The organism is Streptomyces sp. BL1, assembly GCF_057628045.1.
Genome location: NZ_JBXYWZ010000002.1, coordinates 3976640 through 3991504 on the forward strand (window position 1 = coordinate 3976640; position 14865 = coordinate 3991504).

Below are 14865 nucleotides of genomic sequence, written 5' to 3' on the forward strand. Positions count from 1 at the left end.
ACAGTGTGTCGTGCGGAGCGGCGGACTGTGGGCACAATTGTTTCCGGCTGTTTCGAAGAGTGGCTGCAACGAATGGGGAGGCAGGAACGACGGTGGCGGAACGGAGTACGGCTGCCGTCGACGTGGCCGAGACGAGCGGGGAAACAGCACCTCTTCCCGCCCGTGAGGACGGGGCCACGGCCGACGGAGCGACGGACGCGCAGGGCGGCACCGAGCCCCCGGCGGACACCGGCACCACGGCACAGAACGGCACCACGGAGGGGGATCCGGTTCCGGCAGAACCGCCGGAACTGCACAGCGGCCACAAACTCGCCCGCCGGTACCGGCTGGAGGAGTGCCTCACTCGTCTGGACGGATTCAGCAGCTGGCGTGCCGTGGACGAGAAGCTCCGCCGTGCCGTCGGCGTCCACCTGCTGCCCGTGGGGCACCCGCGTGCCCGCCACGTGCTGGCCGCGGCCCGCTCGACGGCGCTGCTGGGCGACCCTCGCTTCGTGCAGGTGCTGGACGCCGTCGAGGAGAGCGAACTCGTCTACGTCGTCCACGAATGGCTGCCCGACGCGACACCGCTCAACGAACTTCTCGCCGCAGGGCCCCTGGAGGCGCACGAGGCGTACCAGCTCCTCAGCAATCTGGCCCAGGCGCTGTCCGCCGCCCACCGTGAGGGCCTCGCCCACCTGAGGCTGGACCCGGCCGCCGTCCTGCGTACCGGCAGCGGCCAGTACCGCATCCGCGGCCTCGCCGTGAACGCGGCGCTGCGCGGCATCACCAGCGACACCCCGCAGCGCGCCGACACCGAGGCCATCGGCGCCCTGCTGTACGCGGCGCTCACCCAGCGCTGGCCGTACCAGGAGGACGCGTACGGGCTGTCCGGCATCGGCGGCATCGCCAAGGACTCCCTCGTCGCCCCGGACCAGGTGCGGGCCGGCGTGCACCGCGGACTCTCCCGCCTCGCCATGCGCGCCCTCGTCAACGAAGGGGCCACCGCCTCCAGCGAGGAACAGCCCTGCGCCACCCCGGAAGAGCTCGCCCGGGCGGTCGCCGCGATCCCCCGCATCCGCCCGCCGGAGCCCTCCTACACGGCCCCGCCGCCGTACCAGCGCACCACGTACCAGCAGGGCGCGTACGGGGCCGGTGGCGGCGCCGCCACGGCCGCCTCCGGCGCCACGGCGAACGGCGGCAGCGAGCCCCCGGCTCCGCCGGCGCTCCCCGGCCGCACCGGCAAGCTCCTCAAGTGGAGCGTCTCGGCCCTGCTCATCGCCGCCCTCGGCCTGGGCAGCTGGCAGGTCGCCGACACCCTGCTGAAGGACAGCCCCTCCGGGGGCAGCGGCACGGAGCAGGCACACGGCCAGGGCCCGGTCGGCAAGCCGGTGAAGATCGTCGATGCCAAGGACTTCGACCCGCAGAGCGACGACGGTTCGGAGAACCCGGACAGCGTCGCCGACGCCCACGACGGCGACCCCGCGACGTACTGGCTCACCAGCAACTACTACGGCCAGCCGAACTTCGGGAACCTCAAGGACGGCGTCGGCCTGATCCTGGACCTCGGCAAGCCGCAGCAAGTCAGCGCCCTCAAGGCGCACTTCATGGGCCAGACCTCGGCGGACTTCCTCGCGGCGCCCAAGAGCACCACGAGCATGCCCACCTCGCTGAACAGCTTCAGCAAGGTCACCAGCGGCAGCGGCGAAGAGCTGACCCTCAAGGCCAAGAAGCCGATCAAAACGCAGTACGTGCTGCTGTGGCTGACCAAGCTGCCGGCCTCCGACGACGGTGGCGGCCAGTACCGCGGCCGGCTCTCGGAGGTCGAGGTACGCAGCTGACCCCTTCCCGCACTGGGCAGGGGGCCGGCGGACGACGACAGGGACGAGAGGGAGGGGCCCGACGGTGAGCGGAGACCGCGGCGACGGCACGGCACCCCGCCGCGACCGTTCGGCCGACACGGCGTCCGCCGGCGACCACGAGCTCCTCACCCGGCACGTCGAAGGCGACCCGGACGCCTTCGGCGAGCTCGTACGGCGCCACCGCGACCGCCTCTGGGCGGTCGCGCTGCGCACCCTCGGCGACCGTGACGAGGCAGCCGATGCCGTACAGGACGCCCTCGTCTCCGCCTACCGCGCCGCACACACCTTCCGCGGCCAGTCGGCGGTCACCACCTGGCTGCACCGCATCACCGTGAACGCCTGCCTGGACCGCGCCCGCAAGGCCGCCTCCCGCCGCACGGCGCTCACCGACGACACGGAGCGCCTGGACGCGCTGCTGGAGCCGCACGAGTCCGCCGCCGGCCCCGCGGAACGCCAGGACCTCCACCGGCAGTTGATCGCCGCACTCTCCGAACTCCCCCCGGAACAGCGCGCCGCGCTCGTCCTCGTCGACATGCAGGGCTACCCCGTGGCCGAGGCCGCCGAAGTTCTCGACGTGGCGGTCGGCACCGTCAAGAGCCGCTGCGCCCGCGGCCGCGCGAGACTCCTGCCCCTCCTCACCCACCTGCGCCCGAATGCCCCTGAAGAGGGAGGTACGGCCGCCTCGGAGGAGGGAAGGAACCGGACCCAGGGGACATCCGTCCCAGAACCGAGAGACACCACAGGACCCGGAGCCGTGAAGGGAGGAGGACAGTCATGACATCCACCCCCTTCCAGTCCGGCGCCTCCGATACGGACGAGCACCCCGAAGTCGCCGAGATCTCCGCCCTCTCCGAAGGGCTGCTGCCGCCGAGCCGCTCCTCCGACGTCCGGGCGCACCTCGCGGACTGTCCGCTGTGCGAGGACGTACGGACTTCGCTCGTCGAGATCCGCGACGCGCTCGGCACGCTGCCGGGCCCCCAGTCGATGCCCGCCGACATCGCGGGCCGCATCGACGCCGCCCTCGCGGCCGAAGCGCTCCTCGACTCGACAACGCATGACGGGTCCGCGGCCGACGAAGACCCCGCGGTTTCACGTACCGCATCACCTCAGGGAGCGGCCCCGGAATCCGCAGCCGGAGAAGAGCCTCCCGTTTCACGCACTGCCTCACCTCGGGGGGCGACCCCCGAACCCCCGGCCGGAGAAGAGCCTCCTGTTTCACGTGAAACCGTGGCTTCCTCGGGGGCGGTTTCACGTGAAACCGGCGACCGTCCTCCGGGGCGTCCCCGTGCGGCGAGCGGGCCGGGGCGGGACAAGCCCGCACGGCGCCCCCGGAGGCGGCGGAGCGTGCTGCTCTCCGCTGCCGCGCTCGTCGGCGTGCTCGGCGTCGGCGGCATCGTGACGCAGGCACTGACCGGTTCCGGGACCAACACCACCGCGGAGAAGCCCGAGGAAGCGGCTCTCAAGAAGCAGGTGCACTCCCTGCTCGAGTCCCCGCGGGCCGCCAAGAGCTCCGGGCCGGAGATCAACACCAAGCAGAGCCCGTCGGGTCCCGACGAGAGCCCCCTGCACGGCAGCGCGACGACAGTGCCGACCTGCATCCAGGCAGGCATCGACCGCGTCCGCGACACGAGCCGGGCCTCCGACCAGACACCGCTCGCCACCGACGAGAAGGCCCGCTACAAGGACGGCACCGGCTATCTCGTCGTGCTGCCCCACCCCGGGGACAAGCAGCGGGCCGATGTGTACGTCGTCGACGGCTCGTGCGTCTCCCAGGACACGCCGAAGCCCGGCGAGGTGCTGCTCCAGCGGACCTATCCGAGGAACTGACCTTCTGGTCCGCAGCTCGTTCGGGGCGCTGCCCTGCATGCGTCGCAGTGTGGGAATGTCTGCCGTTTAGGATCCGTTGGGTGGGGTGAACGCCTCGGCAGAGGCCCCGGTCCCCGGGACCCCGGAACGCCCCGAACGCAGTCGGCAGACAAGGAAGGCTCCCGTGAGCGACGTCCGAAACGTGATCATCATCGGCTCCGGGCCGGCGGGTTACACCGCCGCGCTCTACACCGCCCGAGCGTCGCTGAAGCCGCTGGTCTTCGAGGGCTCCGTCACCGCCGGCGGCGCGCTCATGAACACCACCGAGGTGGAGAACTACCCCGGCTTCCAGGACGGCATCATGGGCCCGGAGCTCATGGACCAGATGCGCGCCCAGGCCGAGCGCTTCGGTGCCGAGCTCATCCCGGACGACGTGTCCTCGGTCGACCTCTCCAGTGAGATCAAGGTCGTCACGGACTCCGCGGGCAACGAGTACCGCGCCCGGACCGTGATCGTCTCCACCGGTTCGCAGCACCGCAAGCTCAACCTGCCCAAGGAGGACGAGCTGTCCGGCCGTGGCGTGTCCTACTGCGCCACCTGCGACGGGTTCTTCTTCCGCGAGCAGGACATCGCCGTCATCGGCGGCGGCGACACCGCGATGGAGGAGGCCACCTTCCTCTCCCGGTTCGCCAAGTCCGTGACCATCGTGCACCGCCGCGACACCCTGCGTGCCTCCAAGGCGATGCAGGAGCGCGCCTTCGCCGACCCGAAGATCAAGTTCGCCTGGGACAGCGAGATCGCCGAGATCCACGAGAAGGAGAGCAAGCTCTCCGGTCTGACCCTGCGCAACACCCAGACCGGCGAGACCTCCGAACTGCCGGTGACGGGCCTGTTCGTGGCCATCGGCCACGACCCCCGCGTCGAGCTGTTCCACGGCGTGCTCGACTTCGACGACGAGGGCTACCTCAAGGTGGACGCCCCCTCCACCCGTACGAACATCCCCGGCGTGTTCGCAGCCGGCGACGTCGTCGACCACACGTACCGTCAGGCCATCACCGCCGCGGGCACGGGCTGCTCTGCCGCGCTGGATGCCGAGCGTTACCTGGCCGCGCTGGTCGACGGTGCCAAGACGGAGGAGCCGGAGAAGACCGCGGAAGCCGCCGCAGTCTGACCGGGGCCGACAGCCAGCAGACTTCACCACTCCGCACGCATCACACAGGAAAGAGGAGAAACACCATGGCCGGTGCCACCGTGACCGCGACCGACGCCGACTTCGACGAGGTCGTGCTGAAGAGCGACAAGCCCGTACTCGTCGACTTCTGGGCGGCCTGGTGCGGCCCGTGCCGGCAGATCGCCCCCTCGCTGGAGGCCATCGCCGGTGAGCACAGCGACAAGCTGACCGTCGTAAAGCTCAACATCGACGAGAACCCGGCCGTCGCCGCCAAGTACGGGATCATGTCGATCCCCACGATGAACGTCTACCAGGGCGGCGAGGTCGTGAAGACCATCGTCGGCGCCAAGCCGAAGGCCGCCATCGAGAAGGACCTCGCCGAGTTCATCGGCTGACGCCTCCTCACCTCACGTGGCCGTTTCACGTGAAACAGTGGCCCGCCCTCTCCGGAGGGCGGGCCACTGTCGTTCGTAGAGGAGAGCCAAGTACAAGCGCCTCGCACTGGGCCGTGTACGTACGGGTTGAGTGTGCCCTCAGGCCACGAGGCTCACGAGTGGCTCACAGGGGACGCAGTGCGGGCTCCTTCTGCACCGCTCCCAGCAGTTGGTCCAGGGCCCGCTCCATGTCCTCCCGCCAGGACACCGTCGAGCGCAGCTCCAGCCGCAGCCGCGGGTAACTGGGGTGCGGGCGGACGGTCTTGAAGCCCACCGCCAGCAGATGATCGGCGGGCAGCACGCACGCGGGTTCCTTCCAGCGCGCGTCGCCGAAGGCCTCCATCGCCTTGAAGCCCCGGCGCAGGAGATCCTTCGCCACCGTCTGCACGATCACCCGGCCCAGGCCCTGCCCCTGGAACCCCGGCATCAGCCAGGCCGTCATCAGCTGCACCGCGTCGGGCGACACCGGGCTGGTGGGAAAGGCGAAGGAGCGGGGCACGTACGCCGGCGGCGCGTAGAGAACGAAGCCCACCGGCACCTCGTCCACGTAGACGACGCGGCCGCAGGACCCCCACTCCAGCAGCACCGACGAGATCCAGGCTTCCTTCTCCAGATCAGGCCGTCCCGTCCTCGCGGCTGCCTCGCCGTTGACCGGATCAAGCTCCCAGAACACGCAGCTACGACAACGCTTCGGGAGGTCCGGAAGGTTGTCCAACGTGAGCGGAACGAGCTGTCGCCCCATGGATCCATAGTATCCATGGGGCGACAGCCATCCTGAGTGTTCTTACCAGTCCTTGGAAGTCACTCGGCTTCCTCGTCGGCGTCCTCAGCGGGTTCCTCCGACAGTTGCTGTTCCAGCACCCGGCCCTCGCCGGGAGCCAGCTGCCCGACAATCCGCTCCAGATCCTCTATCGAGGCGAACTCGACGACGATCTTGCCCTTCTTCTGCCCCAGGTCGACCTTCACCCGGGTCTCGAAGCGGTCCGACAGCCGTCCGGCGAGCTTGTCCAGCGCGGGGGAGACCCGCTTGCCGGCCCGCGGGCCCTTGGCCTTCGGGCCGCTCTTCGGCTCGGCGCTCATCATCGTGACGATCTCTTCGACCGCCCGTACGGACAGGCCCTCCGCCACGATCCGGTGAGCGAGACGGTCCTGCTCCTCGCCGTCCTCCACGGACAGCAGCGCCCGTGCGTGACCCGCCGAGAGCACCCCGGCCGCCACCCGGCGCTGCACCGAGGGAGACAGCCGCAACAGCCGGAGCGTGTTGGACACCTGCGGGCGCGACCGGCCGATCCGGTCCGCCAGCTGGTCGTGCGTGCAGTCGAAGTCCCGCAGCAACTGGTCGTACGCGGCGGCCTCTTCGAGCGGATTCAGCTGCGCCCGGTGCAGGTTCTCCAGCAGCGCGTCGAGGAGCAGCTTCTCGTCGTCCGTGGCACGGACGATGGCCGGGATCGCCTCCAGCTCGGCCTCACGGCACGCCCGCCAGCGCCGCTCGCCCATGATGAGCTCGTAGCGCTCCGGGCCCAACTGCCGTACGACGACAGGCTGGAGGAGCCCGACCTCCTTGATGGAGGTCACCAGCTCCGCGAGAGCGTCCTCGTCGAACACCTCACGGGGCTGCCGCGGGTTGGGCGTGATGGCGTCGATCGGCAGCTCGGCGAAGTGTGCGCCCGCCGTCTCCTCGACCGCGACCGCCTCGTCCGGCTCCGCCGGCGCGGGCGACGTTTCACGTGGAACGTCCTCGGGCGGCTCCTCGCCGGGACTCTCGGCGCCACCCTCCGGGAGGGTCGTCACCTTGGCCGCGGCGACGCCCCGCTCCGGAGCCATCACAGGCACCGAACTGGGGGAGGTGGACGCACCGTTGACCCCGGAGGACGGCGAAGCCTCGGCGTCGTCCGCCGACTTCGGCGCCGCCGGAATCAGCGCGCCGAGCCCCCGGCCCAGCCCCCTACGTCGATCACTCACCGGTTCCCCTCCGCCATGGTGCTGTGCTGTTGCTGAAGCTGCGCCCGCTGCTCCGGCGTCAGTGCCGGATCGCGCAGCGCGATCTCCTTGGCCGCCTCCAGGTAGGAGAGCGCACCGCTGGAACCAGGATCATAAGTCAGCACGGTCTGCCCGTAGCTGGGAGCCTCGGAGATACGTACCGACCGGGGGATGTTGGTGCGCAACACCTCGTTCCCGAAGTGATCCCGCACCTCCTCCGCCACCTGCGACGCCAGCCGCGTACGACCGTCGTACATGGTGAGAATGATCGTCGAGATATGGAGCTTGGGGTTCAGATGCCCCTTCACCAGCTCGACGTTCCGCAGGAGTTGCCCCAGGCCCTCCAGCGCGTAGTACTCGCACTGGATCGGGATGCACACCTCGGCGCCGGCGACGAGCGCGTTCACCGTCAGCAGCCCCAACGAGGGCGGGCAGTCGATGAGGATGTAGTCCAGGGGCTGTTCGTACGCTTCGATGGCACGCTGCAGACGGCTCTCCCGCGCCACCAGGGACACCAACTCGATCTCCGCACCGGCGAGATCGATGGTGGCGGGGGCGCAGAAGAGACCCTCCACATCCGGCACCGGCTGGACGCAGTCGGAGAGCGGCTTGCTCTCCACCAGAACGTCGTAGATCGACGGCACCTCGGAATGGTGGTCGATCCCCAGCGCCGTAGACGCATTGCCCTGCGGGTCCAGGTCGACGACCAGGACCCGAGCGCCGTGCAGTGCGAGTGAGGCGGCGAGGTTGACCGTCGTGGTCGTCTTGCCGACTCCGCCCTTCTGGTTCGCGATGACCATGACCCGGGTTTCCTGAGGCCTGGGGAGACCTTCACCGGCACGGTTCATCGCCTCAACCGCCTGCTGTGCAGCGCGGCCGATCGGCAGTGCGGCGTCCCCGTCGAAGGCAGGGGACGCGTCCATCGGGGGCGGTGTTTCACGTGAAACATCCACCGATTCTGAACGGGGGCCGGGGACCGGATCGGCCATCGGTCCCGCGATGTTGGCGTCGGACCGCAACGGTTCACTCTCCTCGACATCAGGCTCGCTATGAACAGAGCCTGCCATGCTTTCGGTGTCATGAACCAGCGAGCCCCGCTCAGTTGGAGAGGAATCCCTCTCAGAACGGGGCTCACGAGGCGGCTTGTTGTCGCGCGACCCGGCTGCTGCGCGACCGCGGCTGATGATTCCTTGCAAGAGTGAGCGGCGTTTCACGTGAAACACGATGCACGCGCGGGCCGTTGAGGCCCGCGCGACACTCCGATATGCATAGTTTTAGCGCTTTTATGGAGTAGACGCTTCCCCCGGACGTCGGAACTCCCGCGCTCAGCGCCGCCGACGACCGCCGCGGGTCCTGCCCGAACGGGCGGCCTTCTGCGCCTTGGCCCGCTTCGCCGCGAACCGGACTCCGCCGGGGCTCTCCCCGACCTCGACACGGACGACCGTCGAGAGCGGATTCACGATGCCCTCGCCGACCAGCTCCACCGAGGACTCCACGACACCGAGCTTGTGCAGCGCGGCACGCGCCACCTTCAGCTCGTCCTCCGCCGTGTCCCCCTTGATCGCCAGCATTTCGCCGTACGGCCGCAGCAGCGGAACGCCCCAGCCGGCAAGCCGGTCCAGCGGCGCCACCGCACGAGCCGTCACGACATGCACCGGCTCCAGCGTGCCCAGTACCTCTTCGGCCCGGCCCCGCACCACCGTCACATGGTCCAGCCCCAGCAGCTCGACGACCTCCTGAAGGAAGGTCGTCCGCCGCAGCAGCGGCTCCAGCAGCGTGATCTTGAGGTCCGGACGCACCAGCGCCAGCGGAATCCCCGGCAGCCCGGCACCCGAACCCACGTCGCAGACGGTCACCCCGTCCGGCACGACCTCGGACAGCACCGCGCAATTCAGCAGGTGCCGCTCCCACAGCCGCGGCACCTCGCGCGGGCCGATCAGACCGCGCCGCACACCCGCGTCCGCAAGCAGCTCACCAAAGCGCACCGCCTCGGGCAGGCGCTCACCGAAAACCTTCAGCGCCTCCTCGGGCGCAGGAGGAAGCTCCGCTGATTCCTCTTCCGCCGGCTGCTCGCTCACGGCAGCACAACCACACAGCGTTGCGGCTCCTCGCCCTCGGACTCGCTCCGCAGGCCGGCGGCCTTGACCGCGTCGTGCACGACCTTGCGCTCGAAGGGCGTCATCGGCTTCAGCTTCACCGACTCGCCGCTGCCCTTCGCCTCCTCGACCGCCTTCGCGCCCAGCTCCGCGAGCTCCTCGCGCTTACGGGCCCGGAAACCGGCGATGTCCAGCATCAGCCTGCTGCGGTCCCCGGTCTCCCGGTGCACCGCGAGACGCGTCAGCTCCTGCAGCGCCTCCAGCACCTCGCCGTCCCGGCCGACCAGCTTCTGCAGGTCCCGGCCGGAACCCTCACTGATGATCGAAACGGCGGCGCGGTCGGCCTCGACGTCCATGTCGATGTCGCCGTCCAGGTCGGCGATGTCGAGCAGCCCCTCGAGGTAGTCGGCCGCGATCTCACCCTCCTGCTCCAGGCGGTTGAGATTGTCGGTGCCCTCCGGGGCGGCCTCTGCCGACGGCGAGGGAACGGTCGTGTCCGTCACGGCGTGGACTCCTTCGTACTACTTCTTCGACGGGTGCTGGGGACGCTGCGAGCCGCCCTTGCGCTGCTGACCGGACTTCTTCTGCCCGGACTTCTTGCCCTGCTGCTGCCCCGACTTCTGCTGTCCGGACTTCTGCTGGGCGTTCTTCTGCGTCTGACCGGACTTGGACGCGGTGTCCGCACCGCCGCCCGCCGGCTTCTTGGACAGGTCCGGCGCATCCGCCTTCGTGGCCGCCTCGGCCTCCGAGGCCTCGGCCGCGGCGGCCTGACGCTGCGCCTTGGTCTGCCGCTTCGGCTGCTGACGGCGGGTACGCGCCGCCTCGGCGGCCTCGCGCGCCTCGACCTCCTTCGGGTCCTCCTTCAGCTTGCCCTTGGCGCGCAGCTTCTCCTGGCGCTCCTTGAAGGCGACGGAACCGGGGGTCGGGTTGCGCTTGATGATGAACATCTGCTGCCCGAAGGTCCACACGTTGGTGGTCAGCCAGTAGACGAGGACACCGACGGGGAAGTTGATGCCGAAGACGGCGAACATGACCGGGAAGACGTACATCAGCATCTTCTGCTGCTGCGCGAACGGCGTCTTCACCGACAGGTCGGTGTTCTTCGTCATCAGCTGGCGCTGCGTGATGAACTGCGACGCCGACATCATGATGATCATGATCACCGTGACGACGCGCACATCGGTCAGCGTGGCGTGCAGCTCGGCGAGCTTGTCCGCGCTGTCCATGAACTTCGCGGCGATCGGAGCGCCGAAGACCTTCGCGTTACGGGCGCTCTCGACCTGAGCCTCGGTGAGGACACCCACCGGCTTGTTGTCGGCGATGTGGCTCAGCACACGGAAGAGGGCGATGAAGAAGGGCGACTGCGCCAGGATCGGCAAGCAGCTGGAGAGCGGGTTCGTCCCCGTCTCCTTGTACAGCTTCATCATCTCTTCGGACTGACGCTGCTTGTCGCTCTTGTAGCGCTCCTGGATCGCCTTCATCTTCGGCTGGAGCGCCTGCATGTTCCGGGTCGACTTGATCTGCTTCACGAAGAGCGGGATCAGGCAGATCCGGATCAGCACCACCAGGAAGAAGATGGACAGACCCCAGGCCCAGCCGCTGTTCTCGTCGAAGACCAGGCTGAACAGCGAATGGAACTGGACAATGATCCAGGAGACAGCGGTATAGAGAGGACTCAGGATCGTGTCCACGAATCAGGCTCCTTGGGCGTTGGACTGGGTCCGGTGCTGTTGCCAACGGTTACGGATCCGCTGGTGCCAAACCGGGTGCTTCCGGGCGGGGACGTGGTCGACGCCGCCGGGCGACCACGGATTGCAGCGCAGAATGCGCCAGGCGGTCAGCGCCGTCCCTTTCACAGCGCCGTGCCGGTCGATGGCGCTGTAGCCATAGTGCGAGCACGACGGGTAGTACCGGCACACCGGCCCCAGCATCGGGCTGATGGTCCACTGGTACAGCTTGATCAACAGCAGCAGCGGGTACTTCACGTCGAAGGCCCTCCCAGCAGCCGCCGCATCGCGGTGTCGAGGTCACGGACCAGCTCCTCGTGGTCCGCCTCACCCGCACCGGGCAGCGCCCGTACGACCACCAGGCTACCTGCGGGCAGGTGACCGAGGCGGTCGCGCATCAGGTGCCGCAGCCGCCGCTTCACGCGGTTGCGGACGACTGCGTTGCCAATGGCCTTGCTCACAACGAAACCCGCACGCGCAGGGGAAACATCTCCCCCCGCCGCGTGCGGGTCTCTGTCGCCTGTGTGGCTGCGGAGGTGAACGACGAGAAGAGGGCGACCGGCCCTGCGTCCCCGCCGTACCGCGGCCGCGAAGTCCTCGCGCCGCCTCAGCCGGTTCTCGGTAGGCAGCACGTCATGGACCTGTGGTCAGACCGCGTCAGGCCGACAGCTTGGCGCGACCCTTGCTGCGGCGGTTCGCGACGATCGCGCGGCCGGCACGGGTCCGCATGCGCAGCCGGAAGCCGTGGGTCTTCGCGCGGCGGCGGTTGTTCGGCTGGAAGGTGCGCTTGCTCACTCGGGGGCTCCAGGAATGCTTAGTGTCCCGCGTACTCCACGAGACGGGCTTGTGGGGTGTCGATCAGCTGTCACCGTGCGCCCACGAGTAGCTCGCAACGCCCGAGTGTGCACCGCTTCTTGATCCACGAACTCGGGGATCTTGCCCATCGGAGGCAGGCGGCAGCAGCCGTCGACAACTCGACCTGGTTACGGTACGCGCGGCTACGCCATTCGGTCAAACCACGTCCACCCCGGGCGCAACCTCTACTGCACTCGTGCACAGCCTGTGGACAACGACTTGAATGGTGCACGTCGCGGTGACTACCGTGGCCGAACTTCCTTTCCTTCCCGAGCGTCCCGAGAACCACACATTCGTGGGATCTGGTCGACTGGAGCGAACGAACCCCCACCCAGCGAGTGAGAGAGCGTGCCCTGTGGCTGACCTACCTGCTGATCTTGCCGCAGTGTGGCCACGCGTGCTGGAACAACTGCTCTCCGAGGGGCAGGGGGTGGAGCCCAAGGACCAGCGCTGGCTGCGGAACTGCCAGCCGCTCGTCCTCGTCTCCGGCACCGCGTTGCTCGGTGTGCCGAACGAGTACGCCAAGGGCGTACTCGAGGGCCGGCTCTCCCCGAAGATCAGCGAAGCGCTGAGCCGGGAGTGCCAGCAGCAGATCCGCCTCGCGATCACCGTGACGGGCCCGGCCCCCGAGGCCCCGACGCCGACCCCGGCACCCGCGCCCGAACAGCAGCAGTCCGGCCCCTCCGTACCCGCACAGCAGAGCTACGACAGCGGATACGAGAGCTACGAGAACCGCGAACTGCCCACCGCGCGGCCCGCCTACCCGGACTATCCGCAGGCGCCCCAGGCGCAGGCCCCTCCGCCGCAGCACCAGCAGCAGCCGCAAGGCGCGGGGTGGCAGCAGCCGCAGCAGCCTCTGCGTGACCCCTATTACCAGCAGCCACAGCAGCACCGGCCGCCCCAGCAGTACGAGCAGCAGACTTACGAGCACCAGGGCTACGAGCAGCAGCCGTACGAACAGCAGCAGAGCCAGCAGCCGCAGCCGTACGACCAGTACGAGCAGCGCCCGCAGCACACGTACGAGCAGCCCCAGCAGCAGTACGAGCAGCAGCCGTACGAACAGCACCAGCCGCAGCACACTCAGCAGCACCAGGTGCCCCCGCAGGGCCAGCCGCCGGCGCCGCGCTACGACGGACCGTCGCAGCTGCCCGCGCCCAGCGGCGCTCCCGGCCCGCTCGCCGCGCAGCCCGCGCCGGCGACCGGCCCCGGCGAGCCGACCGCGCGGCTGAACCCGAAGTACCTCTTCGACACGTTCGTCATCGGCGCGTCCAACCGTTTCGCGCACGCCGCGGCGGTCGCCGTCGCCGAAGCGCCGGCCAAGGCGTACAACCCGCTGTTCATCTACGGGGAGTCCGGCCTCGGCAAGACGCACCTGCTGCACGCCATCGGGCACTACGCGCGCAGCCTCTACCCGGGCACGCGCGTGCGCTACGTGAGCTCGGAGGAGTTCACCAACGAGTTCATCAACTCCATCCGCGACGGCAAGGCGGACACCTTCCGCAAGCGCTACCGCGACATGGACATCCTGCTCGTCGACGACGTCCAGTTCCTCGCGGACAAGGAGTCGACGCAGGAGGAGTTCTTCCACACCTTCAACACGCTCCACAACGCGAACAAGCAGATCGTGCTCTCCAGTGACCGGCCGCCCAAGGCGCTCGTCACGCTGGAGGACCGGCTGCGGAACCGTTTCGAGTGGGGCCTCATCACCGACGTACAGCCTCCGGAGCTGGAGACGCGCATCGCGATCCTGCGGAAGAAGGCCGTACAGGAACAGCTCAACGCCCCTCCCGAGGTACTGGAGTTCATCGCCTCGCGGATCTCGCGGAACATCCGCGAGCTGGAGGGCGCGCTGATCCGCGTCACCGCCTTCGCGTCGCTCAACCGGCAGCCGGTCGACCTGGGGCTGACGGAGATCGTGCTGAAGGACCTGATCCCCGGCGGCGAGGACGCCACACCGGAGATCACCGCGACCGACATCATGGGCGCCACCGCCGACTACTTCGGGCTCACGGTGGACGACCTGTGCGGATCCTCGCGCAGCCGCGTCCTGGTGACGGCACGCCAGATCGCCATGTACCTGTGCCGCGAGCTCACGGACCTCTCACTGCCCAAGATCGGCGGGCAGTTCGGCGGCCGCGACCACACGACAGTGATGCACGCCGACCGGAAGATCCGGGCGCTGATGGCCGAACGCCGGTCCATCTACAACCAGGTCACCGAGCTCACCAACCGCATCAAGAACGGCTGACGAAGCCCTCACACACCGCGCAACACCGCACGAGCCCCTCGGGATCAACTCCCGGGGGGCTTCTTGCTGTTCGAATCAGAGGGCCTACAGGCCACTGATCCACAGGTCAGGGCCGGAAACGCCCTCCACACCCTGGGGAACCCGTAAGTTGTCCCAACACCGTCCACAGCGGAGGCCGTCGGGGACACTACTGCCGAGGTCAGAGGGCTGTGGAATTGTGCGCGAACGAGATCCACAGCCTGTGGAGGAACTCTTGCTCCACAGGCCGGTGTTCTGTGTTGTCCACCGCCCGCCCACAAGCAACACCCCCTTGTCCCCAGCTTCTCCACAGCGCTGTCCACTGTTCGGCAACGCAACGCGCCCTCTCACCGGTCAGAGTGAAAGCGGTCACACCAAGGCGCTGGTTTGGGCTGTGGGAAAGGTGGGGATTCCTGTGGGCGAGGTTGTGGGCAAGTCAGGGTCGGCTGTGCATCGGGTGTGCAGAACTTTCCCGCGTCCACAGAACCCCCCGTCTCCTCCACCGCTCCGCCCACAGGCGCGGTGGATAAAATTTGGGCTCTGAGCTGCGGAAACGGACTTGTCCACGGTTTCCACAAGCCCTACTACTACGACGACCTATATAGACCCGGAACTTCGGATCGAAGTGGGGGCTGTGCACAACTTGGTCCGATCGCTTCCTTCCCGCCGCGCCACGACTTGACCCGCAGCGG

At 68.7% G+C, this 14865-nt stretch carries 15 protein-coding genes; 6 read left to right on the forward strand and 9 right to left on the reverse strand.

The genetic code is table 11. From position 1 onward, the window contains the following. Positions 1-92 precede the first annotated feature (92 nt). The 5 genes from AC3AGO_RS17545 (at position 93) to trxA (ending at position 5210) form a co-directional block, all read left to right on the forward strand. On the forward strand, positions 93-1817 hold the full coding sequence (locus tag AC3AGO_RS17545) for a protein kinase family protein (RefSeq protein ID WP_487821154.1): 1725 nt from the start codon (positions 93-95) through the stop codon (positions 1815-1817). A gap of 64 nt (positions 1818-1881) precedes the next feature. Beyond that, on the forward strand, positions 1882-2616 hold the full coding sequence (gene sigM, locus AC3AGO_RS17550; protein ID WP_487821155.1) for an RNA polymerase sigma factor SigM: 735 nt from the start codon (positions 1882-1884) through the stop codon (positions 2614-2616). Next, positions 2613-3665 (forward strand): anti-sigma factor, encoded by a 1053-nt coding sequence (locus AC3AGO_RS17555; protein WP_487821156.1) that lies wholly within the window; start codon positions 2613-2615, stop codon positions 3663-3665. The genes sigM and AC3AGO_RS17555 overlap by 4 nt, the downstream gene beginning before the upstream one ends. A gap of 163 nt (positions 3666-3828) precedes the next feature. Beyond that, positions 3829-4815, forward strand: a complete 987-nt coding sequence (trxB, locus tag AC3AGO_RS17560; RefSeq protein WP_487821157.1) for a thioredoxin-disulfide reductase — start codon at positions 3829-3831, stop codon at positions 4813-4815. 65 nt (positions 4816-4880) lie between these two features. Further along, the gene (gene trxA, locus AC3AGO_RS17565) at positions 4881-5210 is read left to right on the forward strand and encodes a thioredoxin (protein ID WP_487821158.1); all 330 of its coding nucleotides are present in this window, start codon (positions 4881-4883) and stop codon (positions 5208-5210) included. 163 nt (positions 5211-5373) lie between these two features. Here the strand turns inward: trxA and AC3AGO_RS17570 are convergent, their stop codons facing one another. From AC3AGO_RS17570 to rpmH, 9 genes are all read right to left on the reverse strand, one after another. Beyond that, positions 5374-5991, reverse strand: coding sequence for a GNAT family N-acetyltransferase (locus AC3AGO_RS17570; protein ID WP_487821159.1), 618 nt, complete (start codon positions 5989-5991; stop codon positions 5374-5376). 59 nt (positions 5992-6050) lie between these two features. Next, the gene (locus tag AC3AGO_RS17575) at positions 6051-7211 is read right to left on the reverse strand and encodes a ParB/RepB/Spo0J family partition protein (RefSeq protein WP_487821160.1); all 1161 of its coding nucleotides are present in this window, start codon (positions 7209-7211) and stop codon (positions 6051-6053) included. Further along, entirely contained in the window at positions 7208-8296 is a 1089-nt protein-coding gene (locus AC3AGO_RS17580; protein ID WP_487821161.1) for a ParA family protein, read from the reverse strand. The genes AC3AGO_RS17575 and AC3AGO_RS17580 overlap by 4 nt, the downstream gene beginning before the upstream one ends. Before the next feature lie 258 nt (positions 8297-8554). Beyond that, a complete protein-coding gene (gene rsmG, locus AC3AGO_RS17585) occupies positions 8555-9307 on the reverse strand; it encodes a 16S rRNA (guanine(527)-N(7))-methyltransferase RsmG (protein WP_487821162.1) in 753 nt (250 codons plus the stop codon). Further along, positions 9304-9828: a Jag family protein gene (locus tag AC3AGO_RS17590; protein ID WP_487821163.1), complete on the reverse strand. Its 525-nt coding sequence runs from the start codon at positions 9826-9828 to the stop codon at positions 9304-9306. Before AC3AGO_RS17590 ends, rsmG begins: the two co-directional genes overlap by 4 nt. 18 nt (positions 9829-9846) lie before the next feature. Next, entirely contained in the window at positions 9847-11016 is a 1170-nt protein-coding gene (gene yidC / locus AC3AGO_RS17595) for a membrane protein insertase YidC (RefSeq protein WP_487821164.1), read from the reverse strand. Positions 11017-11019: 3 nt separating this feature from the next. After that, entirely contained in the window at positions 11020-11310 is a 291-nt protein-coding gene (gene yidD / locus AC3AGO_RS17600) for a membrane protein insertion efficiency factor YidD (protein WP_487821165.1), read from the reverse strand. After that, complete coding sequence (gene rnpA / locus AC3AGO_RS17605; RefSeq protein ID WP_487821166.1) at positions 11307-11684, reverse strand: ribonuclease P protein component; 378 nt, start codon at positions 11682-11684, stop codon at positions 11307-11309. Before rnpA ends, yidD begins: the two co-directional genes overlap by 4 nt. Positions 11685-11709: 25 nt before the next feature. Next, positions 11710-11847: a 50S ribosomal protein L34 gene (rpmH, locus tag AC3AGO_RS17610; protein WP_345746617.1), complete on the reverse strand. Its 138-nt coding sequence runs from the start codon at positions 11845-11847 to the stop codon at positions 11710-11712. 415 nt (positions 11848-12262) lie between these two features. Between rpmH and dnaA the strand changes: the two genes are divergently transcribed. Next, positions 12263-14155 (forward strand): chromosomal replication initiator protein DnaA, encoded by a 1893-nt coding sequence (dnaA, locus tag AC3AGO_RS17615; protein ID WP_487821167.1) that lies wholly within the window; start codon positions 12263-12265, stop codon positions 14153-14155. Positions 14156-14865 lie beyond the last annotated feature (710 nt).